Origin of the sequence: Helicobacter pylori, assembly GCF_001998165.1 — a bacterium.
In the GTDB taxonomy this organism is placed as follows: Bacteria; Campylobacterota; Campylobacteria; order Campylobacterales; family Helicobacteraceae; genus Helicobacter; species Helicobacter pylori_DL.
In genome coordinates this window covers 16,129-41,092 of sequence record NZ_MTWR01000004.1, presented here as the reverse complement: position 1 = coordinate 41,092, position 24,964 = coordinate 16,129, and the positions used below count along the sequence as shown (strand labels likewise).

Sequence of the window (24,964 nt, the reverse complement as noted above, 5' to 3'; positions counted from 1 at the left end):
CCAAGCGCGATATAAAGCTTTTTTTTATTGCGTGAAAGCTGTTTGAAAAACTCTTTAGAGCTTTTGATTTTACTAATCGTCTGCTCTAAAGCCTGCTTCAAAGAGGGGATTTTAGAATGAATGCCCTTTAGGGGGGTTTCTTTTTCGTTCTTATTTTCGCCCCCTTTTTCTTCTAATGAATTTTGCTCTTCATTCAGCACAAACTAGCCTTAAAGGTATTTTTCTAACGCCTTAGGAATATGGATGCTCCCATCCGCTTGCTGGTGGTTTTCCATTAAAGCGACCATCGTCCTTCCTACCGCTAAAGAAGAGCCGTTTAAAGTGTGCACTAACTGGTTTTTTTGATTTTCTTTGAAGCGGATTTTGGCGCGCCTAGCCTGAAAGTCCCTCGTGTTAGACACGGAGCTGATTTCTCTGTAACAATTTTGCCCAGGCAGCCACACTTCAATGTCTATCGTGTTGCTCGCGCTAAAGCCTAAATCCCCACTGCACAATTGCACGAACCGGTGCGGTAATTCCAAAGCCTTTAAAATTTCGCCCGCGCTCTCTAGCATATATTCTTGCATCGCATCGCTTTCTTTGGGGTGCGTGATAGCCACAAGCTCTACTTTATCAAACTGGTGCTGTCTTATCATCCCCCTTGTATCCTTTCCGGCGCTCCCTGCTTCGCTCCTGAAACAAGGCGTGTGCGCGGTCATTTTAATGGGGAGGCTTTCAACGCTAATAATGGTGTCGTTGTATAAATTGGTGAGCGTTACTTCAGCGGTGGGGATCAGATACAAATTTTCATTTTCTATTTTAAAAACATCTTCTTTGAATTTGGGTAATTGCCCGGTCCCAAAAAGCATTTTTTCATTCACTAACGCCGGCGTGTAGATGATTTCAAAGCCGTTTTTTTCATTAAAATCTAACATTAAATGGATGAGCGCGCGATAAATTTTCGCCCCAAAACCCCTAATGACCGAAAAACGGCTTTTGGCGAGTTTCACGCCGCTTTCAAAATCAATCCAGCCGTTTTGTTGGGCGAGTTCAAAATGCTCTTTGGGTTTGAAAGTAAAAACCCTTGGGGTTAAGATTTTTTTAATCTCTATGTTGTCTTCTTCATTCGCGCCTAAAGGGGTTTTTTCATCCACTAAATTAGGGATTATGGAAAGCTTTAAATCCATTTCTTGTTCTGCTTCGCCCACGCTTTTGGAAAGCTCGTTCAATTTGATTTTATTGTTTTCTAGCTCTTTTTTGAGATCGCTTGTATCCATTTTTTGAGCCATTTTAATACCAAATTCTTTAGAAACCTTGTTTTGAAAGGCCTGCAAGCCTTCTAATTCAATGAGTTGCTTTTTATAATGCGTGATGGCTTCGTGCAAACGCTCTAATTCATCGCCCATCGCATGGTTACGCTTTTTTAAAGAAAGAGCCACCTTGTCAAAATCTTGCAACAAAAGTTTTTTATCAATCATTCAACCCTCTTTAATCGTTCTAAAATGCCACAATTTAGCCCATTCGTCTATATCGTTTTTATCTATTTGAGCGCTCAAAGCCCCCATTTTACCCTCTAAAGAATATTCAATAGCGCCATTAGGCAAAGCCACAAAACTATCCCCATAAAATTTCCACAAGAATTCGTTTTTTTGATCTTCTTCTACAAGGATTTGGCGATACGCCCCGATCCTATTAGCCCTAACCACCACGCAAGAAGTGCAAAAAGCGCGCATCTGGCACAAAAGCCGCCACCTTTCATTGGATTCAAAGGTGGCCACGCTGCTTAAAAGCACCACATCCACGCCCTGATTTTTAACCTGAACCCATATTTCATCAAAATGCGCTTCAAAGCCAAACAAAGGGGCGATTCTTAAGCCGTCTCTTTCAAAGACGAACAATTCTTTAAAAGCGCTTTTCTCATTGTCAAAAAAGCTCTCTTCATCCCAGTGAGGATAGGGGATTAGGCGTTGTTGCGTGTAATACTTCACGCTTTCTTTAGAAATGAGGGCGATTTTTTTATAGATTTTAGAACGTTCTTCTAAAAGCACTGGGGCTGAAACGATCAAATCTGATTCTTCGCATTTTTGCGACAAAAACTCCATCGCTCGCGCAGACTGCGCGTTAATTTCATCCAAATCCAATCCCATGTTATGGTGGAAAAAGGGGTTGATCACGTATTCAGGCAACACCACCACGCTTTTCTTGGGTACGGAGTTGAATAGGGATTGCATGAGATTTTCTTCAAAAGACTCTAATTGCAAAGCAAACACTCGCATGCTTTAAGCCTTTTTATCTAGCGTTTGGAGTTTTTCATGCTCTGAATAAGCGTTTTCTAAAAGCTTTTGAGCCAAAAACAACTCTTGCATAGCCATTTTATACAAATCCATCCCGTCTTTTAAAGACAAATTAGGATCATTCAAGCGATCTATGGCTCGCTCTAGGGCATAAACATGCTCTTCAAAGCTTTTTTTAGGGGTATTTTTAGTGTTTTTAGCGTTTTTAGCGTTTTTAGTGTTTTTAGTGTTTTTTGGGGGGGCTTTTTCGGTTTCAAATAATTCATCTTGCATGACATTCCTTTAGCTTTTTCTAACAAGCATGGTCGTTGAAATTTGAGCGATAGAATCTTCAGTCCTTACAATCTCAAACCCTGCGTTTTTTAATTCAAATTTCAAACCCTCCAAACTCAAAAACCCCTCAATGGACTGCGGTAAATAAGAATAAGCACCATAATTTTTACTGATAGCCCCTCCCACTAAAGGCAAAACCTTATTCGTGTAAAACCCTGAGATTTTATCCAGCCATGTGAGGTTGTCTTTTTTTAAAAATTCTAAAATCACTAAAACGCCCCTAGGCTTTAACACCCTAAAAAACTCTTTTAAAGCTTCTTGTCTTTCCACGATGTTACGCAAGCCATACGCAATGGAAAGGATATCCACGCTGTTATTTTCAACGCCTTTCAAATCTTTGGCTTGAGCTTGGATGAAAGAAGCTTTGTTTTCAAGCTCTTCACATTTTTTAATGGCTAATTCAAGCATGTTATTAGAGGGGTCAATCCCCAAACATTCCTTAAACTCTATGCCGCAATTTAAAGCGCTTTTTTGCCAAGCCACAAGCATATCCCCCGTCCCGCATGCCACATCCACAAGCCTTAACGCTTTTTTATTCTCCAAAAACAAAAACGCATGCTCGCAAGCCCTTTGGCGCCATTTAACGTCTAATCCAAAACTCATCAAGCGGTTGGCTTGATCGTAAGAGCTGGCTATATCATCAAACATGTTGATGATTTTTTCTTGCTTGAGGTGCTTTTCTTTTTTCATGACTTTTCTTTTTTCATGGCTTGTCTTTAAAAAGGCTTGACAACCACTAAGATCACAATGAGAATCATTAAAATCGTGGGTATTTCATTAAACACGCGATAAAACCTTGCGTTTCTTCTTGTAGGGTCTTTTTCTAGCTCGCGCATGCATTTCTTGCAATAAAAATGATAGGCTAAAAGTAAGATCACTAAAGCCAATTTAGCATGCAACCAACCCCCACTTTTAAAGAGTGCAGGCTCTATCAACAACATTAAAATCCCTGTGATAAGCGTAAAGCCCATAGCCGGCGAAGCGATAAAGGAATAAAGCTTTTTTTCTTGGATTTGAACCACTCCCACAAACTCTTTTTTATGGGCGTTTTCTGCATGATAGACAAAAAGGCGCGGCAAATAAAATAGTGCCGCCATCCACGAAATGACCGCTATCGCATGGAAAGCCTTAACCCATAAAAAATACCCGCTCAAAAATTCCATACCACTCTCCCTAATTTATCTTATTTTGTTGCAAAAACGCTTGCAAATTTTCTCTTTCGCCGCTGATTTCCACTTCCACGCTTTGGTTTGAAAAATTCTTTTTGCTTAATTGTAAGCTAAATTTCTTAATTTCACGCTGAAGAGCGTCTAATTCTTTGTAAGAATAATGAGCGCTTAAAGTTTCTAACTCCACAAAATCCTTAAAAGCGTTTTCTCTTTGAGCGTTTTCTACGCACAATAATGCGCTCTTAGCATAAGCTTTCATCAAGCCCCCAACCCCTAAAAGCGTGCCTCCAAAATAACGCACGCTCACTAATCCTATATTGATCAAATCCTCTCGCCTTAAAACGCTAAGCACAGGCATGCCTGAACTCCCTTTAGGCTCGCCATCATCGCTAAAACCCTCCGTGATTTTGCCCTCTAAAGAATAGCGGAACGCCGTTACAAAATGCGCAGCTCTAAAATGCTCTTTTTTCAATTGCAAAAGGGTTTTTTCAAAATCATCAAAAGGCATAAGATACCCTAAAAAACGAGACGCTTTAGTTTGGTGCTTGGAGGTGATGAGGTTTTTAAGCGTTTTCACAAGCTTTCTTTAAAGAGCTGATTTTGAACACGCACCCTATAAAACTCACGATAAAAATCGCAATAAGCGCGTAAAAATGGATGGACACATCTATAAATTCCGCATGCATTTGATTCAATCGCCCTAACAAACTGATCCCATGATAAGCAGGCACTATTTGAACGAAAACCTGTAAATAAGAGGGCAAGGATTCAAAAGGCCACACAAAACCCATCATAAAAATCAAGGGCAAAGAAGAAATCAAAACGATTTGAGTGGTGTGGGCTTCATTTTTAATCCATGCGCCTAAAAACGACCCCAAACTCAAGGCCGCAAGCATGAAAATCAAGCTATTCAAAAACACCATTAAAGCGCTCCCATGCCGTTCGATCCCATAAAAAGAAAACAGCGCCCCAAAATACCATAAAATAAAAACGCTAAACGCCCCCATGAACACCAAGAGTCTTGCGCACAGCCTTAAAGCGATTTGTTTCTTGTCTAAAAGGGCTAATTCCAAACGCCTGGAGCTAGTAAACATGCTGCTTGCAATGAGCATCACCTGGTGCAAGATGAAAATAAACACGCTAGAGAGTGCGTAATTCAAATACCCCTCACTAGGGTTATACAAAGCGATAGGCTTAATCTTAATCCCGTCTGTCCCTAATTCAGCTTCTTCTATTTGGGCGTTGCGTTTGAACCTTATTTTATCATTTAAGGCGTTGATGCTCTCCACCACCGCATTCGCTAAGGCGCCATAAATCAAAAAGTAATTGGCGTTCGCATAAAAATCTATCGTTACAGGCACTTGTTTATAAATATTGGCTTCAAAATGAGAGGGAATGTGTAAGATCCCATAAATTTTTTCTTCTTTTAAAAGCTTTTTAGCTTCCAGCATAGAGGGGCTAAAAAAAGCGATTTCTAACTCGTTGGAGCTTTGCGCCATGAAGGCTAATTGCCTAGAAAGAAATGAATTGTCTTCATCGACAAGGGCGATTTTTTGCTGCGTTACGATGTCTTTCAAATAAGGCAAGGGATAAAGCAAGCCATAGATTAAAGGAGCGCCTATAAGGATCAATAAAACGCCCTTATGAGAAACAATGGCTCTTAACTCCATTAAAAGGATTTTAAAAAAATTCATGCACTAGCCTTGTCTTTTTTAAAAGAAAAATAAAAAACCAAAAGCCCTAAGGCTAAAAAGATTAAAAAGAACAAAAGGGGCATTAAAGAATTTAAAGATTCTGTTAAATCCGTCTTATAATAGGCCTCTTGTAAAAAGAATCTCATAAAATGGCTAATGGGCAAGCAATGGCTCCAAAAACTCCCAAAAATTTCCATGTTGTTTTGCGGGTAAGTCACCCCAGCAAACGCAAAGCTTGGAGCGGTATAGACCCCAATCGCACCAGCGGTTTCAATAGCGCTTTTTGAAACGCCATAAACCAACACCACAAACCCGCTCATAATGAGCGTCATCAAGACTACCGCTAAAAAGACCAATGACAAGTGTGCATAATGCCCCTCCATGCCAATGAGATTAAAATAAAACGCCATGCCCATCCCCCAAAAGCTAAACACGCACGCATTCGCTAAAATACTGATTAAAAGCTCTCGCATGTTAGAGATTTTTTGAATGAAATTGAGCATGCCAATCGCAATAAAAATGAGCCACATGCAAGGCAGCATCACGCTTAAAAGGTATTGCGTGTAATTGTTTTCTTCATTGTATAGGGCATGCAATTTCAAAACAATAGGCATTGCTTGGGCTTTAGCGGAAATCAAATTGGAATCTCGCACTAAAGCTTTGGTGGCTAAGGTTTTAGCGTCTAAGGTCAAAGCGGTTTGCAAAAAGGCGTTTTTGAGCGTTTTGCCCACTAAAACGTACTCAGCGTTATAATAAAAGGGCAAATCCACCTTTCGCCCCATTTTGATTTTTTTCTCTAAATCTCTAGGCAAAACTAACGCCCCATACGCTTCAGCGGAATTTAAAAAGCGTTTGGCTTCTGAAAGGCTAGTAACCTGGTATTTGATTTGAAGCGCGCTCGTTGCGCCTAATTCAAACGCCACTTGATGGCTTGTAGTGGTCTTATCCAAATCCACCACCACGATAGGGAGCTGTCTTGGGGTTTCTTGTTTAAAGATTTGCGTGCCTAAAACCCCTAAACAAAAAGGCAATATAAAACACACGATAAACAAGAACTTGTCTTGTAAAACCCATGCGCTTATCAATCTGAACAAAACAATCCTTTTTAAGGTTTAATGGTAACCAACACGCTCATCCCCACCCTAAAGTTTTCCAACTCTTCTAAGGGTATGGCTTCCACTTCATAGCTTTTCATGTCGTAAGTGTTGGAATTATTCGTCGCTTTCCAGGTCGCAAAATCCCCCATCACGCTCAAATATTTGACCCTGAATTTCGCGCTTCTTTTCAACGCTGGGATATAGCCTTCAAATTCCTTACCCACTTTAAACTCGTTCAAATACTTTTCAGGCACGCTGATTTTTAACCAACTATCCTTTAAATCTATCATGAGCACCACAGGAAAGCCCTTAGGGCTAAGCTCGCCACCGCTTAAAAGCACGTTACTCACTTCCCCGTCAATTGGGGCTAGGGCTTTGACATCTTTTAAATAAGACTCCACTTCATTCACTTGCCCTAAAGCCGCGCTCTCTTTAGCCTTAGCGGCAATCTTACTTTCAGAACTAGCCCCCCCTAAAGCCATTTTATACTTTTGGTAAGCCGCGCTCTCGTTGTATTTGGTGCTTTCATAGGCCGCATAGGCTTCATCGCGTTTTTGCAAACTCGCCACGCCGTTATCATACAAATCTTGAACGCGTTTATAAGTCTCTTTAGCCAAGTTCGCTTGGGATTTTGCCGCTTGCCAAATGTCCCTCGCAGAATTGATCGTTTCATCTCTTGAGCCTCTTTTCACTTCATCGCTAAGCGCTTTAGCGGCTTTATGCCCGGCTTCAGCTTGAGCGAGCTTGGCTTCTAATTCAGGGCTAGAAATGCTAAAAACCAAATCGCCCTTTTTAATGTGATCGCCTTTTTTAACAAACACCTTTTCAATGCGCCCAGGGACTTTGGAACTCACGCTGTATTCTCTGGCTTCCAAAAACCCTTGCAACACTTCAGCCTTAGGGCGATAAGCTAAATAAAAAAGCACGATTAGCCCTAATAATAAAGCCCCACCCCCTGTAAGAATCGCTTTATTTTTATCCAACATGCTATTTGACATGATTTTTTCCTTTAATAAACAAATTCATAAAATAAATCAATATGATCGCTTAACGCCATTAAATTCGCTAATGAAACGATGTATTTATAAGCCACGCTTTTTTGCTCCACGATGATAGAAGAAAGCGTGTTCCTCGCATCAATGACTTGAGCGTTCGTGCTTAAGCCTTGCAAAAAAGCCTGCTCTTGGAGTTTTAAATTTTCCTTGGCTAATTCCACGCTAGAAAGCAAGCTTTTGTATTCTTTCAAATAAGAAAGCGTCTCTTTATAAGTCTTATTCACTAATAATTCCATGTTTTTTTTAGCCTGGATTTGCTCGCTACTCACTTGCAACTCCGCTAATTTGCTCGCTTGGTATTTTTGGATACGCCCTGTGGGAGAAAGAATAGGCATGCGCCCGGCCACGCCCACAAACCAACTAGGGATCATGTCTTCAAACACCGAATTGTTTTGCTTCATAATATAAGAGCCAAAAAAACTCACTTGGGGCAAGAATTTAGCGATCTGTAGTTTCGTGTTTTCTTTAGAAATTTGAACCTGATTTTCTAAAGTCTTTAAAACCGGGTAAGAATTGAGCGTGGAAGCAACAAAAAAGCTCAGATCGGGCAGATTTTTCTCGGTGTGGATCTCTAATTTGCTTGAAGGCGCTAAATCGTCCTTGCTAGATAAAATGGAATTGAACGAGAGCTGCGAAACTTCTAACACGTCTTTAGCCTTAACGCTAGCGATATGGGCCTTATCATAAGCCACTTGAGCGCCTAAGGTTTCTACCCTAGCGATTTGCCCTACTTTTTGCATTTTTAAAGCGTTTTGGAAATGCTTATAATGGCCTTTTTCTACCTCTTCTAAAGTTTCAGCCACTTCTGCGTTTAACACCATGCCATAATACACGCTCACAAGCTCTTGAAAAGTGGAGAGCTTTTTCAAGCGATACACTTCGTTAGCGTCTTTTTGCATCAAATCCGCAATGCGCACCATCGTGAATCTTGCCCCACCCATATAAAGGGGATAAATAATGCTCAAAGCCCCAAGCACCACATTTTGATTAGAAAACAATAAGGGGGCTTCTAAAGTGCTGCTCAAAGCCCCAAAACCTTGCATCACCCCTTGCATGCCCGCTTGGATTTGAGGGGTTAATACTTGAGGGGGGATATTTTGCTGGATGTTTTGCAAGCCTTGATGGATCTGGTTGGTGGCTTTTTGCACGCCCGGTTGTTTTTGGCTGGCAAAATCCATTTTAATGGGGTTAGAGAGGTACACGTAAAAAGCGCTCAAATCAATTTGAGGCAAAAAAGAAAGTTTAGCCGCTAATTTCATTTTACTCGCTCTTTTAATGGCGTATTCTTGTGCATGCAAGCCTTCATGGTTAGACAATACCCTATTCCATGCGTTTTTTAAAGAGAGTTTTTGGGCGTTAGGGTGGTTCAAAGGTAGGCTGTCTTCAGCCAACTTCAAAGAAGAAGGCTCGGTTTGAGAAATCCCATCAACAGCGCTTAAAGAGCTATTGAACAATAAGCCCAATACAAAGAGGGTTGTTTTTTTCATGCTTCATTTTCTCCCTGATCTTGTTTAACCGCTTTCAAGCGTTTTATCCTAGCCCCATCCACGCTTAAGACTTCAAAAGCATACCCATGCGAAACGATTGTATCCCCCTCCATAGGCATGCGCTCTAACAAGCTGAAAACATACCCTCCAAGCGTTACCTGCTCGCATTCTTTGTCAAATTGGATATGAAGCACTTCTTCTACGCTCTCTAAATCTAGCATGCCCTCTAATTCAAACACGCCCTCTTCAAGCTTGTTCACGCCCTCTTGTTTCAAGTCGTATTCGTCGCTAATCTCTCCCATGATTTCTTCAATAATATCTTCCATAGTGAGCAACCCGGCCGTGCCGCCGTATTCATCAATCACCAAAGCGGTATGGATTTGCTCTTTTTTCATTTTGATAAGGATTTGAGAAATAGACGCGCTTTCAGGGACGATGATCATTTTCCTAACGATTTGCTTGAAATCATGCATTTTGGGGGTAAAAATAGAGCGAGAAAGCAAGTCCCTAATATGCACCATGCCAATAATATTATCCTTAGAACCCTTACAATAAGGGTAGCGCGTGAAGTGGCTTTTTAAAACAATGTCTATATTTTCTTCATAGCTGTTTTCTTCGTCCAAACACACCATGTCTTTTCGTGGGGTCATGATTTCTTTAGCGCTCGTGTCAGAAAAATCCACCGCGTTTTTAATGATTTCCCCCTCCACTGAATCAATAATGCCCTCTCTTAAACTCTCGCCCACAATGATTTTTAACTCTTCTTCAGAATGCATGCCCTCATGCTCTTTAGGATTGACGCCCATCTTTTTCAAAAAAAAATGAGCGATCACATCAAACAAACGCACCACCGGATAAAACACCACCCAAAACACATGCAAAGGGCGCGCGGCAAAAAGGGTGGCTTTTTCAGATTTGGCGATCGCTAAAGACTTTGGCACAATCTCGCCCAACACGACATGAAAAAAAGTGATGCTCAAAAACGCTATAACCACGCTCATTGAATGGATGAAAATAGAATTATCCTTTAAATCCATAGACTCTAATAGCGCGGCTAACAGCCTTGCGATAGCGGGCTCACCCACCCAACCTAAAGCTAATGAAGAAAGGGTGATGCCTAACTGCGTCGCGCTCAAATAAGTGTCCAATCTTTGACTCATCTCTAAAGCGAGTTTAGCGTTGGAATTACCGATTTTAACCAGCTCTTCTAAGCGGGTTTTACGCACTTTCACAAGGGCAAACTCTGAAAGCACAAAAAAAGCGTTCAACAACACCAACAAAAAAGCAACCATCAACATCAAAATCGATTCAGACGGGTCCAAATAAGCTCCTTGACTCCTCCCCATGACTTTAAACCTAAAACCTAACGATCAATATAAAATAAAGATAAAATCCTAAAATTTTAACATAAAAGATTAAGCCTAACTTTAAATATTTTTAGCGTTTAATCCAGCAAATATTTAAAAAATCAAGCCTTTAAAAACCCTAGAAATACTTTTCTATAAAACCAAGAGCCACAAAAAGAAGTGCCCCTAAAAGCGCAGAAACCGGCACGGTTACCAACCAAGCGGTAACAATCTTTTTCAAAATGGAGCGTTTGATCACTTCTTCTTTATACACTTTTTTAAGCGACTTTTTTTCTTTCTTTTTCAATTCCAAAGCGATGGCGGTGTTCTTGCTTTTTTTCAAGCTCTCTAGCATGAGCGATTTTTCTTTCAAATTGGCTTTATCAAAGCGTTCTAAAAAGCCTTCAATTTCTTCTAAATCTTCCCCAAAGTGCGCCGCTACAATGTTGTCTCTGATTCTAGCAAAACGCCTTCTGGATTGCTCCCTTAAGCGCTCTCTTAAAAAGCCCACCCCAAACACCGCGCCCACCACAATATGCGTAGAGCTTACCGGTAAGCCTAATTGAGAGGCTAAAAGCACGGTAATGACCGCTGAAAGCGCGATGCAAAAAGCTTGCATTTTGTCTAATTCTGTGATTTCAGACCCCACCGTTTTAATGAGCTTTGGCCCATACAAGCTCAAGCCTAAAGCGATCCCAGCTGCCCCTACTACCATAATCCACAACGGCACAGAGTTTAAAGTACTCCCCATAGGGCTGCTCGCATCTTCTAAAGTTTGACTGATAGCGGCTAGTGGGCCAATAGCGTTAGCCACATCATTAGCCCCATGGGCAAAGCTTAAAAGCGCAGCAGCAAAAATCAAAGGGACATTAAAAAGCTCATTAACGCTTTCATGACTATTTTCTAATTGCGGGGCTTTTTTTAACACAAATCTTTTAAAAAGGATAAAAATCAAAAGCGCAAGAATACAACCGCAAGCGAGCTGGATTTCAAAACCCACCGCATAGAGGCGTTTTAAAACCTTCACGATCAAATACCAGCTAAAGGCTAAGCTCATCAACGCCACTAAATAAGGCACGACCTTTAAAGCCGCGCTCTTTTTATCTTCTTTATAAGCGATAGTCTTTTTAATGAGCATTAAAAAAAACATGGCTATCAAAGCCCCCATTAAAGGCGAGATTACCCAACTGGCCACAATGCCGGATAAAAAATGCCAATTGACAGCAGACATTCCAGCCGCTGCCATTCCAGCCCCCATAATCCCCCCCACTACAGAGTGTGAAGTGGAAACGGGAGCGCCTATTAAAGTCGCTACATGCAACCACAACGCCCCACTCAAAAGGCTAGCCAACATGACATTAATGAAAATGTGCGCATCGTTAATAAATTCAGGCGAAACGATACGGCCCTTAATCGTAGAAACCACTTCCCCCCCAGCAATGATCGCTCCTAGCATTTCACAAACCGCAGCGATCAAAATCGCCCCGCCCATGCTAATGGCTTTAGAGCCTACGGCAGGGCCGACATTATTAGACACATCGTTCGCACCAATATTCATCGCCATATAGCCCCCAATCACGGCCGCAAAAATAAGCAACAATCCCTTAGAATTAGCCTGCCCAAAAATGAGAGCGAGCAAAGCGGCGCCAATGAGGAACAAAAGAGCGAGAGCGATCTTTAAAGTGTCTTTTTGGAGTTTTTTGGAAGCTTTTTCAAACTCTTTGATGTTTTTAATTTCCATATCGTCACAAAAACCTTATCCTAATAGTGGCTTCATTCTATCCAATTAGCCCTTGAGCCACTCTTAAAAAGAGTCGTTTGATAAAAATGGCTCATTATATGGTATCTTAAAGTAAAATTTTAAAAATAAGGTTTTTAAAAATGATAGAATTTAGCGATGAAGATTTACAAAAACCGGTGCGTATTGTGATAGAAAAGATCCGCCCTTACTTGCTCAAAGATGGCGGTAATATTGAAGTGCTTGGGGTGAAAAGCATGAAAATTTATGTGGCTTTAGAGGGAGCGTGTAAGACTTGTTCTAGCAGTAAAATCACTCTAAAAAATGTCATTGAAAGGCAGCTTAAAATGGACATTCACCCTAATTTAGAAGTGGTGTGTTTAGAAAACGCTAAGGAGTTTGATAAGCTTTAAGGATGATTAGGCATGCAAAAGTTTGATTATGAATTTAAAAAGCGAGCGTTGATTAAAGAGGGATTTTTAGCGTTCAAGCAAGCCCATTACGCTGAAGCGTTGCGCCTTTTTTCTGAAGTTTTGTTTTTGGATAAAGACAACCAAAAAGCCAAAGTGGGGGCGTTATTAAGCGACATCGCTAAGGATTTCCCTAAAGAAGCCCATAGCTTTTATGAATTGTATCAAAGCCTGATCGCTATGCAAAAACGAAGCTTAAAAAACCAGGCTGAAGAGCAAATCATCAATTTAATCGCTTCTTTTGATGAGGGGTTAAACCAAATGGCTGAAAAGATTGATGCGCAAATTTCTCAAAAAGGCGAGGAATTGAATGGCATTTTGTATGCGGATTTCAAACGCTTGAGCTTGGAGCGCGGCTTTAAGGAAGCGTTTGAAGATTTGATGTTCAGCTCTAGGGTGATTTTTGACAATAAAGAGGATTTTTATGAATTTTTGAAAGAATTGAACCATTATGGCTATTATGAATTAGCAATAAATTACATTGAAAACATGCATGAAGATTCTTTTATTTATGATGAATTTTTGCGTTCTCTTTTAGAAGACGCCCTCAAATCCAATAAGGCTTAAAAAATGAAGCTTAAAAAAACCCTGACTTATCAAAACCGCGCCTATTCTTTTTTAAGCGATAACACGAATGAAGTTTTAGAAAACCCTGAAGAAATCCTTTTTGTCAAAACGCCTTTAAACGAAAAATACGCCCCTTTAATCGCAGAAAAAAACCTGGCTATTTTGGATTTTAACGAGCTTAAAAACTACTTTGATTTTAAGATTAAAATTGTAGGGATTACAGGCACTAATGGTAAAACGACCACAGCGAGCTTGATGTATTCCTTGCTCTTAGATTTGAATAAAAAGACCGCTCTTTTAGGCACAAGAGGGTTTTTTATCAACGATGAACGCATCAAAGAAAAGGGCTTGACCACGCCCACTCTTTTAGAGCTTTATAGCGATTTAGAAGAAGCGATTCGTTTGGGGTGTGAATACTTTATCATGGAAGTGAGCTCCCATGCGATTGCCCAAAAGCGCATCGCCGGGCTTGATTTCGCTCTTAAAATTCTCACTAATATCACAAGCGATCATTTAGATTTCCATCAAAATATAGAAAATTACAGGGACGCTAAAAACAGCTTTTTTAAAGATGAGGGCTTGAAAGTGATTAACAGAGATGAAACAAACGCCCTTTTTAACCCCATTAACGCGCGCACTTACGCGCTGGATAAAAGAGCGCATTTGAATGTTCAAGCCTTTTCGCTCAACCCCTCCATTAGCGCGTCTTTATGCTACCAACACGATTTAAGAGATCCTAATCTTAAAGAAACCGCCCTGATACATTCCCCCCTTTTAGGGCGTTACAACCTTTATAATATTTTAGCGGGCGTTTTGGGGGTCAAACTACTCACTCAATTGCCTTTAGAAACGATCGCACCGCTATTGGAAAACTTTTATGGGGTTAAGGGGCGTTTGGAAATTGTGCATCCTAAACCTTTAGTGGTCGTGGATTTTGCCCACACAACAGACGGCATGCAACAAGTCTTTGAAAGCTTTAAAAACCAAAAAATCACCGCTCTTTTTGGGGCAGGGGGCGATAGGGATAAAACCAAGCGCCCTAAAATGGGAGCGATAGCGAGTTGTTATGCGCATCAAATCATCTTAACTTCAGACAATCCTAGAAGCGAAAACGAAGAAGACATCATTAAGGATATTTTAAAAGGCATCAATAATTCTTCTAAAGTCATTGTAGAAAAAGACCGAAAAAAAGCCATTTTAAACGCTTTAGAAAATTTAAAAGACGATGAGGTGTTGTTGATTTTAGGCAAGGGCGATGAAAATATTCAAATCTTTAAAGACAAAACGATTTTTTTTAGCGACCAAGAAGTCGTTAAAGATTATTATCTCAATTTAAAACAAGGATAAACATGCAAGAATTCAGTTTGTGGTGCGATTTTATAGAAAGGGATTTTTTAGAAAACGATTTTTTAAAGCTCATCAATAAGGGGGCTATTTGCGGGGCGACGAGTAACCCTAGTTTGTTTTGTGAAGCGATCACAAAAAGCGCGTTTTATCAAGATGAAATCGCTAAACTCAAAGGCCAAAAAGCTAAAGAAATTTATGAAACTCTGGCGCTAAAGGATATTTTACAAGCTTCTAGCGCGTTAATGCCTTTGTATGAAAAAGACCCTAATAATGGCTACATTAGCCTAGAAATTGACCCCTTTTTAGAAGATGATGTCATTAAAAGCATTGATGAAGCCAAGCGGTTATTCAAAGCATTAAACCGCCCTAATGTGATGATTAAAGTCCCGGCGAGTGAGAGCGGTCTTGAAGTCATTAGCGCTCTGGCTCAAGCCTCTATCCCCATTAATGTAACTTTAGTCTTTTCGCCTAAAATTGCCGGCGAAATCGCTCAAATCTTAGCCAAAGAGGCGCGAAAAAGAGCGGTTATTAGCGTGTTTGTCTCACGATTTGACAAAGAAATAGACCCACTAGTGCCAAAAAACTTGCAAGCTCAAAGCGGGATCATTAACGCTACCGAGTGCTATCACCAAATCAACCAGCATGCCAATAAACTAATAAGCACCCTTTTTGCATCCACCGGCGTTAAATCCAACGCTTTAGCTAAAGATTACTATATTAAAGCGCTGTGTTTTAAAAACTCTATCAACACAGCCCCCCTAGAGGCTTTAAACGCTTATTTGCTTGACCCAAATACCGAGTGTCAAACCCCTTTAAAGGTTACAGAAATTGAAGCGTTCAAAAAAGAATTGAAAGCGCAAAACATTGATTTAGAAAACACCGCCCAAAAACTCCTTAAAGAAGGCTTGATAGCGTTCAAGCAATCCTTTGAAAAGCTTTTAAGCAGTTTTTGATTTTTAAGGGTTTTTTGGATAGAATAAACCCTTATTTTATTTTAAAGGATTGACATGTTAGAAGGCGTTATTAGAGAGAGTATTACTAAAGCTAACGCTAAAGCTTTAAAAAAAGATGGCTATCTAATCGCAAACGTTTATGGAAAGGGTGTTGAAAACGTGAATGGCGCGTTCAAATTAAACCCTTTCATTAAATACCTTAAGGAAAAAAAACATTTGATTTTCCCGGTGAAATTAGGGGATAAGACTTTTGAAGTCGTGGTTCAAGAATACCAAAAAAACCCTGTTACTAACGAGCTTATCCATGTGGATTTGCTCGCTGTTACTAGAGGCGTGAAGTCTAAGTTTAAAGTCCCCGTTAAACACCAAGGCACTCCAGTGGGCTTGAAGAATAAAGGGATTTTGATGCTCTCTAAAAAGCGTATTAGCGTGGAATGCGCTCCAGAGCATTTGCCCGATCACTATTTAGTGGATGTAGCCCCTTTAGATGTGAATGAGTCTATTTTGGTACGCGATTTAGAAAAACATGAGAATGTTAAGATCTTAGATCATGATTCTATCGCTGTGATCGGTGTGATTAAAGCGAAGTGATTTCAGGCTATGACGCTTTTAGTAGGTTTAGGCAACCCTACTTTGCGTTACGCTCACACCAGACACAACGCTGGTTTTGATATTTTAGATTCACTCGTTAGCGAATTGGATCTTTCTTTCGCTTTTTCTCCCAAACACAACGCTTGTTTGTGCGTTTATAAGGATTTTATCTTACTCAAGCCCCAAACTTACATGAATTTAAGCGGCGAGAGCGTTTTAAGCGTTAAAAATTTTTACAAAACTGAAGAGCTTTTAATTGTCCATGACGACTTGGATCTACCTTTGGGCGTTGTGAGATTTAAAAAGGGTGGGGGGAATGGAGGGCATAATGGCTTAAAATCCATTGATTTGTTGTGTTCTAATTCTTATTACCGCTTGAGGGTGGGGATTTCTAAAGGAATTGGTGTAATTGAGCATGTGCTTTCAAAATTCCACAACAACGAAGAGCCTTTAAAAAACGTTGCGTTTGAACATGCCAAAAACGCCCTAAAATTTTTTATAGAAAGCCATGATTTTAACGCCATGCAAAATCGTTTCACGCTCAAAAAACCTTTAAAAATAGAAAGTTAGGGGTTTAAAGTGCGTTTGTTTAGATTTGTAGGGTGGTATTATTTCAAATACTTTTTAATCGTACTTTTAGCTTTAGAATTGTTCTTTGTGGGCATTGACAGCCTGAAATACGCCGATAAAATGCCCGATTCTGCGAACATGATCATTTTATTTTTCACCTATGACATTTTATTCGCGCTCAATTACACCTTGCCCATTTCCTTGCTTTTGGCGATGGTTTTATTTTATATCGCCTTCATTAAATCCAACCAATACACCGCCCTGCTCTCCATTGGCTTTTCCAAACGCCAGATTTTAAACCCTATTTTTTTGATTAGCTTGTTTTTCACGGCTATTTATGTGGGGTTGAACGCGACTCCTTTTGTGTATATGGAAGAAAAAACGCAAAATTTGATCTACAAAGACAATTCTTTGAGCGTTTCAGAGCATTTGTTAGTGAAATATAACGATGATTACGTGTATTTTGATAAGATTAATCCCTTATTGCAAAAAGCCCAAAATATCAAGGTGTTTCGCTTAAAAGACAGGACTTTAGAATCTTATGCTGAAGCTAAAGAAGCTTTTTTTGAAGACAAGTATTGGATCTTGCATGACACTACTATCTATGAAATGCCCTTGAGTTTTGAACTGGGCAACAACGCTTTAAACACCACGCGTTTAAAAACCTTTAAAACGCTCAAAAATTTCCGCCCTAAAGTTTTGGACACCATTTATCAAAACAAGCCTGCGGTTTCTATCACAGACGCTCTTTTATCCTTGCATGCTTTAGTGCGCCAAAACGCGGACACGAAAAAAGTGCGCTCGTTTTTGTATGTGTTTGCGATCTTGCCCTTTTTTGTGCCGTTTTTAAGCGTTTTAATCGCTTATTTTTCGCCCAGTCTCGCCCGCTATGAAAACCTGGCTCTTTTAGGGCTAAAGTTTATCATTATCACGCTCGTTGTTTGGGGGCTATTCTTTGCTTTAGGGAAGTTCAGCATTTCAGGGATACTCATTCCTGAAATAGGCGTGCTATCGCCCTTTTTCGTATTCTTAGCCCTCAGTCTTTGGTATTTTAAAAAGCTTAATAAGAGGTTGTAGGATTTATAAACCTATAGCAACTCAAGCTCTCATTAGAGATCTAAATTAAAAGACCTACAATGCAACATTAACTTAAGACTTGTAAAATAGCCTAAAAAATTATTAAGGTTTTTGGTGAGTTCTGTTCAAATCCTATCTAATCTCAATTATCCCAAAGTGATTACTGAAGGGCTGAGAAATTCTTTAGACACTCACATTGCAGTTGCTTTTTTAAAATACAGTGGGGTTGAAGTGATTCAAGATGCTTTGATTGATTCTTTAAAAAAGGGGGCAGAATTTGAGATTATTGTAGGACTTGATTTTAAAACAACCGACTCAAAATCCATACGATTTTTGCTAGACTTAAATAAAACTTATAAAAAATTAAGATTTTATTGCTACGGCGACAAAGAAAATAACAAAACAGATATTGTATTCCACCCTAAAATTTATATGTTTGACAACGGAAAAGAAAAAACTTCCATTATAGGCAGCACCAACTTAACCAAAGGGGGGTTGGAGAATAATTTTGAAGTCAATACCATTTTTACAGAAAAGAAACCACTATATTACTCACAACTAAACGCTATCTACAATTCTATAAAATATGCAGATAGTCTGTTCACTCCTAATGAAGAGTATTTAGAAAGCTATGATGAAGTTTTTAGTGCCATTATTAAAAATGAACAAAAAGTCTCAAAAGATAAAAGCATTCAAGAAAAGATTAAAGAGATTGAAAAACAAGAAAAATTGCTTCCTGGAACTATCCCCTCTATTAAGGCAATGATAGTGGAATTTATTTTTTCCTGTGAGGAAAAAGGCGTTAAACAAGTAGCATTACAAGATATTTATCAAGCATTAGAAGAGCGAATAAAAAAAGAAGAGTGGGGATACAAATACAAAAGCGATACTTTTAGGAACACTATCAGGGGCGAACTCAACCACCATCAAAAAGATAGCCATTCAAAACAAGGTTTAGGACTCTTTGAGAGATTGCAAAAAGGTTTTTATGCTCTAACACCAAAAGGGCGTTCGTATAAAGGACGCTAGAGGTATTTATTTTGCGAGACTATCTCTATCAATCAAAATAAAGAATTGAAAGAAAAATTTGACTCCAATGAATATATCTTTAGCGATGAAGAATTAGAACGCATTATAGAAATATCACCACAACAGCATAAGGACTCATTGGCAGTAATGATGATTTTATCAAAAAAGTAGAAAACAGTGCAGAATTATTGCAACTCAATGACGATTTGAAAGCTTAAAGCGTCAAGCTTTCATATCTAAGCCTTGCCTAAAACCCTACCAAACTTAAAAAGTATAAACATAACGCAAATACATAGAATACTGACGGCGTAAGGTTTGGGTTAAGCTGAAATTGGTTTCTGCTCCTGTGATAGTAGTCGGGTTCCCATTCTCTAGCGGGCCTTGTTTTTTCGCTCTTATAGTAGTAGAGCCTTTAAAAAAGTGATTAGGGAGCGTGGGGATTTTGATACCAAACTCAATGCCATGGTGTTCAAAAATATTAGTCCTAATGCCCACATTCACTAAAAACTGGAAAATCGTGTTATTCACTTTAGCGTTTAATTTTCCTGTGGTATAGACGCTATTAGGGTTAATCCCCACATTGCAACTCGCCGGCGTCGTGTCCCCGCAAGTGATTGTGCCATCAGCGTTAGTCATGTAAGCGTCAGCGTCCGTATTGACGCCATAAACATACCCGTCCTTAAAATACCCCACACGATTGTTAGTCCAAGTGTTACCCGCAAAATTCACGCCTAGAAAAAACCCAACCGTGGCTTTAGGCTTGTCTATAATGTTAAAAAGCATGTCTGTGCCAAAACCATAAGTATACATGTCCGCTTTTTGATCGCTCAAATAAAAAGGCGATATAGCGTTAGCGGCTCTGGAGTTAGAGAAATTGGTATGCCCATAATCAAAAAAGCCATAATAACGCAACCCAAACCACCTTTTTTTACCCACAAAATGCTTATACCCTGTCATCACGCCTAGCCCATACATCGGCTGGTTACGGCCAGGAATGTCCTTATTGGTGCTAAGCATGGTGCGCGAAGTCCAATTGACCACGCAGTTAGCTTTAGTATAGCCTGGCGTTCCTGGCGTCCCTGAAGCTGGCTGACAGCCACCAGTCTGCCCGTCAGGGACTTTACCATTATCATTGGCTGAAACATCGCCAAAAGGCACTTGAAATAACTCGCCGTTTTTATAAGCGTTGGTCTTTTGATCAGCCCTACCCACTTCCAGGCTAATCCCCACAAACGCGCCATTCTTTTCATGGGCATTTAAGGGGTTTGTCAGCCATAACGAACTCAAAAGAGCGCCTAAAATTACCGAGCCTTTTTTAGAAATATCTAAAGATTGAGCTATCAAAACAGATTCCTTACGATTAAAATTTTTACAAACCATTTTGCAACCTTGCATTCTATTTTTCTTCTTTGTCATAAAATTGAGCATCACTCTCTAGGGTCTCCGCTTAAGTGTTACTTTTTTAATTATTTTATTATAGCTAATTGCAATCTTAAAAGTCAAACAAAAACCACCCCTAAAATTCCCATAATAGTGGGATACTTGACAATAAAATCCTTTTATAGTAGATTAAAAACTCTTTAATTTTCCCATGAATAAAGGATTTTAAATGGATGCGATTTATCCTTATGTGTTGGTTGTTCATTTATTGTGCGCCATTATTTTTATTGGCTACTTGTTTTTTGATGAGGTAATTTTCCCCAATGTGAAGAAAATGTTTGGCGAAGAGTTTGCCAATAAAGCGAATACAGGAATCACTCAAAGAGCGATCAAAATCATGCCCTTATGCGTTTTAGGGCTTGTTTTAACAGGGGGCATGATGCTTAGTCAATACATGGGGGGCGATAAAGGCTGGTGTGAAACCCCTTTTCAAAAGATACTCATGCTTAAAGTGATCTTAGCGTTAAGCATTTTTCTTTTGGTGCTTTTTTCTTTATTATGTAAGTTTTTGGGCAAGAAAAACCCTATTGGTAAATATATCCACCCTATCGCTCTAACTTTTGGCTTTTTAATCGCCATTTTAGCCAAAACGATGTGGTTTGTTTAAGTTCGCTTCAACCTCAAAGAATTTAAAACCACCAAGAGCGAGCTACCACTCATGCTCAAACTCGCTATTAAAGGGTTGATGTATCCTAGCATAGCGACCGGGATTAAAACAGCGTTATAAATCAAGCTCAAAACAATGTTTTGCAGCACCACTTGATAGACTTTTTGAGCGTTATGAAACGCTTTTTCTAGCAAACTCAAATCCTCTTCTAAAAGCAAAATATCGCATGCGCTTTTACTCAAAGCGCTTTTTTCAAACCCCAAAGAAACGCTCGCTTGTTTTAAGGCTAGCGCGTCATTATTGCCATCGCCTATCATTGCGCACACGCCCTTATAAGAGCTGATGATTTGAGCCTTATCTTCAGGGGTCAAATTAGCATGATACTTAGAAATCCCTAATTTTTTCGCGCACTCCTTAACCGAGCTTTCATTATCCCCGCTTAAAATTTCTAATTCTAATCCTTGATTTTGTAAAGCCTGAATGACTTCTTTAGCGTTAGCTTTCAAACGCTCTTCTAAAATGAATAACGCGCATAAGGTCTTGTTTTTCGCAAAACCTACCATGATATTAGCGCCCTCTTTGACCTTTAAATCAACCCCCATAGCGTTTAAAAATTTCAAACTCCCCACTAGCAAAGTTTCGTTTTGATAGCTCGCTTTTAAGCCATGAGCGAAAAACTCTATCTTTTCTAAATTAACCTCATCGCCATCTAATGATTTAAGAATCGCGCTATGGGCTAAATGCTCCCTGTTTTTTAAAAGGCTCTTCAAAAGCCTTCCATCAAATTCTTCATAAATGATTTTTTCTTTTAAAAGGACTTCTTTTTGCGTGAGGGTGCCGGTTTTGTCTATAAAGATTTTTTTCACTTTAGCCAGAGTTTCTAAAAATAACGCTTCCTTAAACACGATCAAAGGGTTTTTAAACACCCCTATCACTAACGCAATGGGTGTGGCCAAGGCGAATGCGCAAGGGCAGCTGATGACTAACACGCTAATACACACCATTAAGGCTTTTTCAAAATTACCCCCCAAACCAAATTGCCATAATAAAAAGCTTACAAAGGCTAAAAACAACACCGCTTTAGAAAAAATATCCGCAATTTGATTCGCGCTGCTCTCAATTAAGGGCTTTTCTAAAAAACTCTTTTTTAAAGTTTCTAGCAAACTAGAAAGGCGTGAGTTTTGGAAATTAGCGCTCACTTGATAGATAAAAGGCACGCCCACATTCACATAACCCCCTAAAATTGGATCATTAACCCCCAATTCCAAAGGCTTAAACTCCCCACTGATCAAAGACGCATCCACGCTCGCATTACTTAAAAGCACGCCATCTAAAGCGATTTTAGCTCCGCTTGGCACCCAAACAACAGAGCCTATCGCCACATCTTTAGGGTGTTTTTCTATCTGTTTGCCATTTTCTACAACAATCACGCTATGGATTTCATGCGATTCTAGGGCCAAACATTTTTCATTCGCAAACAGCCTGGCTTTTAATTCCAAAAACTTAGAGCCAAAAACAAGCGTTAAAATCGTGCTGCTCGCTTCAAAATAAGTCTCTTGAGACACCAACATCGCATAAATGGAATAAACAAACGCCGATAACGCCCCAAAAGACACGCTCAAATCCATGCCCAAAACGCCATTTTTTAGCCCATAAAACGCCCCCTTAATGAAAAAACGCCCCACCACCACTAACACCAACAAGCTTAAAAAGAGCGATACGAGATCCAAATTCCTTTGCATGAGCTTATCCATACCACCGCCATAACTCGCACCGCCATAACTCGCGCTACCATAACTTGCGTATTTGGCAATGGCAATAAACATCAAATTCATGGTGGCAAAAAACCCCACGCTTAAAGTGAGCAAGTAGGAGCGTTGCTCTTTTTGGGCTTTCAGGGTGTAATTTTTTGCGTTATAAATTTTAGCCCCATAGCCCAAACTCTCAATTTTTTGAATAATCTCTTTAGGGTTTAAGGACTTGTCAAACACGATTTGCAAATGGTGGGTGGTGAAATTCACGCTCACTTTTTTAACCCCCTTTAAGCGCTCTAAAACCTTTTGATTGAGCCACAAGCAAGCGTTACAATGCGTTTTTTCTAGCAAAAGATTAAGGATTAATTCGCCCTTATTGTTTTCTTCAAGGGCCTGTTCTAATTCTAAAATATTCATTGAATCTTGGGGCGTTACGGGGGCTAAAGTGGAATCGTTTAATTTGTCATAAAAGCTCTCTAAATTCAAATCCAATAATAACGCATACACCCTAGCGCACCCCGTGCAGCAAAAATACAATTCTTTATGATTGATCACCTCTTTAAAAAGCTCACTTTCTTTAAACTCCAACTGGCAATGCGAACATTTCATTTTTGAATCCTTAATTTAGAGGCGCTAATTCAGAAGCGCTTTGATAGAATAAGTGTTACAGATTTGATAGATGCTTAAAACTTCTTTGGTGTTGTCGCTTTGGTTTTTGGAATGGTGCGTGATTAAAGGGGGCAAGACTTTTAGGGCGCTTTTGGAATTATTCCTAGCCGCTCCAAGCATCAAATGAGCGTTTTTGTCTTTAAAACTTTGGACAAACCTTAAAGTTTCTAGCGTGAGTTTAGCGCTTTTTAAACTCTCTATGACCAAGCAAAGCGACAAGGCTTCATAGCAAAAAATAAAATACCCTTTAGGTTTTAGGCATTTTTTCACTTTAGCCACTAAAGAAGCGAAGTCTAATTCGCTCTGGTGCCTCGCATGCCCTTTAATTTGAGATTTAATAGATCCTAAGGCATAAAAAGGAGGGTTACACACAATCGCATCATACAAAATTGGAGGGTTGAAATCTAAAAAATCGCCCTCAAACACTTGAGCGTTAGGGAATTTAAGGGCGTTTTTTTGGGAGCAAAACGCCATTTTGCTATCCTTTTCCACTAAATGAACGCTCGCTAGCGGGTTGTCTCTAGCGCAGAGCAAGCCTAGAACCCCACACCCTGAGCCTATGTCTAAAATCGCGCCGCTATTTTTGATAAAAGGGCGTGAAAAATCGTATAAAAAAAGCGAATCGCTGTTGTAAGAATAAGCGTTTAAGGGCTGGTATAATCTTAAGAGTTTTCTATCCATAAAAGGGCTTCATTTTCTAAGATTTGCGCATGCAACAACCGCCCTTTAAAAGGGGTTTTTAAAGCGAATGCACTAAACGCTTCGTTAATCATAGACGCATGCGAATGCAAAAGCAACGCATCAATTTTGTCCCTCAAGCTCTCAAACAATCCCCACCCCCCTTCAATGAAATTAAACCCTTTCTCTAGGGGTAAATCTTTAGGGTTGTTGAAAATATTAACCAAACGATTGGGTGCAAAAAAAACTTTTGAATGGGGATCAATTGAGTGCTTGGATAAAATAGCGATATTGGGGTTTTTATTGTGATAAAAGCTATCGCAAAAGCGAGCGTCTAATAAGGGGTTGTCCGTTCTTATGGTTTTCCCAGAAATGATGAGCGTGTCGCATACCGCTCGCTGGTTGTGCGTGAAAATAACGCTTTTTTGCCCGGTGATCTTGCCATGGTAATAATCCCCATTCATCCTTAAAGCGAGTTTGAACAAATTAAAACGCCCCTTTTGTTCCATTACCCTAAAAGGCAAGAGCAAGTCCTTAGCCTTGTTTTCTAAATTATGACAAATCATTGTTTCAATATGAGCCTTTTGTAGCCTTGCTAAGCCCCCTTTTTTAGCTTCGTTTTCTTCTGCGGCAATGACCACTCTTTTAGGCTTTAAAATTTCTAACAATCCGCTGCATGCCGGGGTTTTACCATAAGAATTGCATGGCTCTAGGGTGATTAAAAAAACGCAGTCTTTAAAGGCGTTATCGTGGTGTGTTTTTAAAAAATCGCTTAAAATTTTAGGGTCTTCTAATTTTTCTAAATCGCTTTTTAAATGGGGGCGTAAAATCTTTAACGCTGATTGGGCGGCCAAGACTTCTGCATGCGGGGTTTTGGCTTTTTTATGGGTTTCTAAACTCAAGATCTCATGGTTTTTATCTAGCACCATGCAGGCCACGCTTGGGTTTTCTAAGGCTAGGGTTTGATATTCCCACGCCTTATTCAAGCACATTTCTAATAAACTTTCATAAAGTCTCATG

General features: G+C 39.7%; 25 protein-coding genes and 2 pseudogenes (1 of these 27 cut by a window edge). 10 read left to right on the top strand and 17 right to left on the bottom strand.

Going from position 1 to position 24,964, the window contains the following annotated elements; translation table 11 throughout:
- The 13 genes and pseudogenes from BZK24_RS00830 to BZK24_RS00770 all read right to left on the bottom strand — a co-directional run.
- A pseudogene (locus BZK24_RS00830) lies at positions 1-200 on the bottom strand (tetratricopeptide repeat protein); it reaches 2,349 nt to the left of the window's first position.
- Between the two features lie 9 nt (positions 201-209).
- On the bottom strand, positions 210-1,457 hold the full coding sequence (serS, locus tag BZK24_RS00825; protein WP_077656278.1) for a serine--tRNA ligase: 1,248 nt from the start codon (positions 1,455-1,457) through the stop codon (positions 210-212).
- On the bottom strand, positions 1,458-2,255 hold the full coding sequence (locus BZK24_RS00820; protein ID WP_077656277.1) for a carbon-nitrogen hydrolase family protein: 798 nt from the start codon (positions 2,253-2,255) through the stop codon (positions 1,458-1,460).
- A 3-nt stretch (positions 2,256-2,258) separates the two neighbouring features.
- Positions 2,259-2,546 carry an exodeoxyribonuclease VII small subunit gene (locus BZK24_RS00815; RefSeq protein ID WP_077656276.1) on the bottom strand — a complete coding sequence of 96 codons (288 nt, stop codon included), beginning with the start codon at positions 2,544-2,546 and terminating at the stop codon, positions 2,259-2,261.
- A 9-nt stretch (positions 2,547-2,555) separates the two neighbouring features.
- Complete coding sequence (gene ubiE / locus BZK24_RS00810) at positions 2,556-3,296, bottom strand: bifunctional demethylmenaquinone methyltransferase/2-methoxy-6-polyprenyl-1,4-benzoquinol methylase UbiE (protein WP_077656275.1); 741 nt, start codon at positions 3,294-3,296, stop codon at positions 2,556-2,558.
- A gap of 26 nt (positions 3,297-3,322) precedes the next feature.
- Entirely contained in the window at positions 3,323-3,769 is a 447-nt protein-coding gene (hemJ, locus tag BZK24_RS00805; RefSeq protein ID WP_077656274.1) for a protoporphyrinogen oxidase HemJ, read from the bottom strand.
- A gap of 10 nt (positions 3,770-3,779) precedes the next feature.
- On the bottom strand, positions 3,780-4,352 hold the full coding sequence (locus tag BZK24_RS00800; protein WP_077656273.1) for a YigZ family protein: 573 nt from the start codon (positions 4,350-4,352) through the stop codon (positions 3,780-3,782).
- Entirely contained in the window at positions 4,339-5,469 is a 1,131-nt protein-coding gene (locus BZK24_RS00795) for an ABC transporter permease (protein WP_077656272.1), read from the bottom strand. The genes BZK24_RS00800 and BZK24_RS00795 overlap by 14 nt, the downstream gene beginning before the upstream one ends.
- On the bottom strand, positions 5,466-6,554 hold the full coding sequence (locus BZK24_RS00790) for an ABC transporter permease (protein ID WP_171972360.1): 1,089 nt from the start codon (positions 6,552-6,554) through the stop codon (positions 5,466-5,468). The genes BZK24_RS00795 and BZK24_RS00790 overlap by 4 nt, the downstream gene beginning before the upstream one ends.
- A gap of 20 nt (positions 6,555-6,574) precedes the next feature.
- A complete protein-coding gene (locus tag BZK24_RS00785; RefSeq protein WP_000071798.1) occupies positions 6,575-7,564 on the bottom strand; it encodes an HlyD family secretion protein in 990 nt (329 codons plus the stop codon).
- Between the two features lie 11 nt (positions 7,565-7,575).
- Positions 7,576-9,108, bottom strand: coding sequence for a TolC family protein (locus BZK24_RS00780; protein WP_077656270.1), 1,533 nt, complete (start codon positions 9,106-9,108; stop codon positions 7,576-7,578).
- Positions 9,105-10,454, bottom strand: a complete 1,350-nt coding sequence (locus BZK24_RS00775; protein ID WP_000533778.1) for a hemolysin family protein — start codon at positions 10,452-10,454, stop codon at positions 9,105-9,107. The genes BZK24_RS00780 and BZK24_RS00775 overlap by 4 nt, the downstream gene beginning before the upstream one ends.
- 139 nt (positions 10,455-10,593) lie before the next feature.
- Positions 10,594-12,195: an inorganic phosphate transporter gene (locus BZK24_RS00770; protein ID WP_077656269.1), complete on the bottom strand. Its 1,602-nt coding sequence runs from the start codon at positions 12,193-12,195 to the stop codon at positions 10,594-10,596.
- A gap of 140 nt (positions 12,196-12,335) precedes the next feature.
- Between BZK24_RS00770 and BZK24_RS00765 the strand changes: the two genes are divergently transcribed.
- The 9 genes and pseudogenes from BZK24_RS00765 to BZK24_RS09825 form a co-directional block, all read left to right on the top strand.
- Positions 12,336-12,605, top strand: coding sequence for a NifU family protein (locus BZK24_RS00765; RefSeq protein ID WP_000569296.1), 270 nt, complete (start codon positions 12,336-12,338; stop codon positions 12,603-12,605).
- Between the two features lie 12 nt (positions 12,606-12,617).
- Entirely contained in the window at positions 12,618-13,229 is a 612-nt protein-coding gene (locus BZK24_RS00760) for a hypothetical protein (RefSeq protein WP_001168620.1), read from the top strand.
- Between the two features lie 3 nt (positions 13,230-13,232).
- Entirely contained in the window at positions 13,233-14,576 is a 1,344-nt protein-coding gene (locus BZK24_RS00755; RefSeq protein ID WP_077656268.1) for a UDP-N-acetylmuramoyl-L-alanyl-D-glutamate--2,6-diaminopimelate ligase, read from the top strand.
- A 2-nt stretch (positions 14,577-14,578) separates the two neighbouring features.
- The gene (gene tal, locus BZK24_RS00750) at positions 14,579-15,529 is read left to right on the top strand and encodes a transaldolase (protein ID WP_077656267.1); all 951 of its coding nucleotides are present in this window, start codon (positions 14,579-14,581) and stop codon (positions 15,527-15,529) included.
- A 54-nt stretch (positions 15,530-15,583) separates the two neighbouring features.
- Positions 15,584-16,120 (top strand): 50S ribosomal protein L25/general stress protein Ctc, encoded by a 537-nt coding sequence (locus BZK24_RS00745; RefSeq protein ID WP_077656266.1) that lies wholly within the window; start codon positions 15,584-15,586, stop codon positions 16,118-16,120.
- A gap of 9 nt (positions 16,121-16,129) precedes the next feature.
- Positions 16,130-16,690, top strand: a complete 561-nt coding sequence (pth, locus tag BZK24_RS00740; protein ID WP_077656265.1) for an aminoacyl-tRNA hydrolase — start codon at positions 16,130-16,132, stop codon at positions 16,688-16,690.
- 9 nt (positions 16,691-16,699) lie between these two features.
- Positions 16,700-17,767, top strand: a complete 1,068-nt coding sequence (locus tag BZK24_RS00735) for an LptF/LptG family permease (RefSeq protein ID WP_077656264.1) — start codon at positions 16,700-16,702, stop codon at positions 17,765-17,767.
- A gap of 114 nt (positions 17,768-17,881) precedes the next feature.
- On the top strand, positions 17,882-18,796 hold the full coding sequence (locus BZK24_RS00730) for a phospholipase D-like domain-containing protein (RefSeq protein WP_171972353.1): 915 nt from the start codon (positions 17,882-17,884) through the stop codon (positions 18,794-18,796).
- Positions 18,797-18,820: 24 nt separating this feature from the next.
- Positions 18,821-18,931, top strand: a pseudogene (locus tag BZK24_RS09825) (restriction endonuclease); the annotation flags it as partial.
- Positions 18,932-19,060: 129 nt separating this feature from the next.
- Here the strand turns inward: BZK24_RS09825 and BZK24_RS00725 are convergent.
- Complete coding sequence (locus BZK24_RS00725) at positions 19,061-20,224, bottom strand: outer membrane protein (protein WP_171972359.1); 1,164 nt, start codon at positions 20,222-20,224, stop codon at positions 19,061-19,063.
- A 181-nt stretch (positions 20,225-20,405) separates the two neighbouring features.
- On the opposite strand from BZK24_RS00725, the gene BZK24_RS00720 reads away from it, so the two are divergent.
- The gene (locus BZK24_RS00720; RefSeq protein ID WP_077656262.1) at positions 20,406-20,843 is read left to right on the top strand and encodes a CopD family copper resistance protein; all 438 of its coding nucleotides are present in this window, start codon (positions 20,406-20,408) and stop codon (positions 20,841-20,843) included.
- Here BZK24_RS00720 and BZK24_RS00715 read toward each other — a convergent pair.
- The 3 genes from BZK24_RS00715 to BZK24_RS00705 are packed head-to-tail and all read right to left on the bottom strand — an operon-like array spanning position 20,840 to position 24,963.
- The gene (locus BZK24_RS00715; RefSeq protein WP_077656261.1) at positions 20,840-23,206 is read right to left on the bottom strand and encodes a heavy metal translocating P-type ATPase; all 2,367 of its coding nucleotides are present in this window, start codon (positions 23,204-23,206) and stop codon (positions 20,840-20,842) included. The genes BZK24_RS00720 and BZK24_RS00715 overlap by 4 nt on opposite strands.
- Positions 23,207-23,230: 24 nt before the next feature.
- Complete coding sequence (locus tag BZK24_RS00710) at positions 23,231-23,947, bottom strand: tRNA1(Val) (adenine(37)-N6)-methyltransferase (protein ID WP_077656260.1); 717 nt, start codon at positions 23,945-23,947, stop codon at positions 23,231-23,233.
- Positions 23,929-24,963: a dihydrofolate reductase family protein gene (locus BZK24_RS00705; protein WP_077656259.1), complete on the bottom strand. Its 1,035-nt coding sequence runs from the start codon at positions 24,961-24,963 to the stop codon at positions 23,929-23,931. Before BZK24_RS00705 ends, BZK24_RS00710 begins: the two co-directional genes overlap by 19 nt.
- Between the last annotated feature and the right edge of the window lies 1 nt (position 24,964).

Bases quoted from the DNA above. Each gene is read 5' to 3' on its own strand.
- serS (WP_077656278.1), bottom strand. From the start codon at position 1,457: ATGATTGATAAAAAACTTTTGTTGCAAGATTTTGACAAGGTGGCTCTT.
- BZK24_RS00820 (WP_077656277.1), bottom strand. From the start codon at position 2,255: ATGCGAGTGTTTGCTTTGCAATTAGAGTCTTTTGAAGAAAATCTCATG.
- BZK24_RS00815 (WP_077656276.1), bottom strand. From the start codon at position 2,546: ATGCAAGATGAATTATTTGAAACCGAAAAAGCCCCCCCAAAAAACACT.
- ubiE (WP_077656275.1), bottom strand. From the start codon at position 3,296: ATGAAAAAAGAAAAGCACCTCAAGCAAGAAAAAATCATCAACATGTTT.
- hemJ (WP_077656274.1), bottom strand. From the start codon at position 3,769: ATGGAATTTTTGAGCGGGTATTTTTTATGGGTTAAGGCTTTCCATGCG.
- BZK24_RS00795 (WP_077656272.1), bottom strand. From the start codon at position 5,469: ATGAATTTTTTTAAAATCCTTTTAATGGAGTTAAGAGCCATTGTTTCT.
- BZK24_RS00785 (WP_000071798.1), bottom strand. From the start codon at position 7,564: ATGTCAAATAGCATGTTGGATAAAAATAAAGCGATTCTTACAGGGGGT.
- BZK24_RS00780 (WP_077656270.1), bottom strand. From the start codon at position 9,108: ATGAAAAAAACAACCCTCTTTGTATTGGGCTTATTGTTCAATAGCTCT.
- BZK24_RS00775 (WP_000533778.1), bottom strand. From the start codon at position 10,454: ATGGGGAGGAGTCAAGGAGCTTATTTGGACCCGTCTGAATCGATTTTG.
- BZK24_RS00770 (WP_077656269.1), bottom strand. From the start codon at position 12,195: ATGGAAATTAAAAACATCAAAGAGTTTGAAAAAGCTTCCAAAAAACTC.
- BZK24_RS00765 (WP_000569296.1), top strand. From the start codon at position 12,336: ATGATAGAATTTAGCGATGAAGATTTACAAAAACCGGTGCGTATTGTG.
- BZK24_RS00760 (WP_001168620.1), top strand. From the start codon at position 12,618: ATGCAAAAGTTTGATTATGAATTTAAAAAGCGAGCGTTGATTAAAGAG.
- BZK24_RS00755 (WP_077656268.1), top strand. From the start codon at position 13,233: ATGAAGCTTAAAAAAACCCTGACTTATCAAAACCGCGCCTATTCTTTT.
- tal (WP_077656267.1), top strand. From the start codon at position 14,579: ATGCAAGAATTCAGTTTGTGGTGCGATTTTATAGAAAGGGATTTTTTA.
- BZK24_RS00745 (WP_077656266.1), top strand. From the start codon at position 15,584: ATGTTAGAAGGCGTTATTAGAGAGAGTATTACTAAAGCTAACGCTAAA.
- pth (WP_077656265.1), top strand. From the start codon at position 16,130: ATGACGCTTTTAGTAGGTTTAGGCAACCCTACTTTGCGTTACGCTCAC.
- BZK24_RS00725 (WP_171972359.1), bottom strand. From the start codon at position 20,224: ATGCTCAATTTTATGACAAAGAAGAAAAATAGAATGCAAGGTTGCAAA.
- BZK24_RS00720 (WP_077656262.1), top strand. From the start codon at position 20,406: ATGGATGCGATTTATCCTTATGTGTTGGTTGTTCATTTATTGTGCGCC.
- BZK24_RS00715 (WP_077656261.1), bottom strand. From the start codon at position 23,206: ATGAAATGTTCGCATTGCCAGTTGGAGTTTAAAGAAAGTGAGCTTTTT.
- BZK24_RS00710 (WP_077656260.1), bottom strand. From the start codon at position 23,947: ATGGATAGAAAACTCTTAAGATTATACCAGCCCTTAAACGCTTATTCT.
- BZK24_RS00705 (WP_077656259.1), bottom strand. From the start codon at position 24,963: ATGAGACTTTATGAAAGTTTATTAGAAATGTGCTTGAATAAGGCGTGG.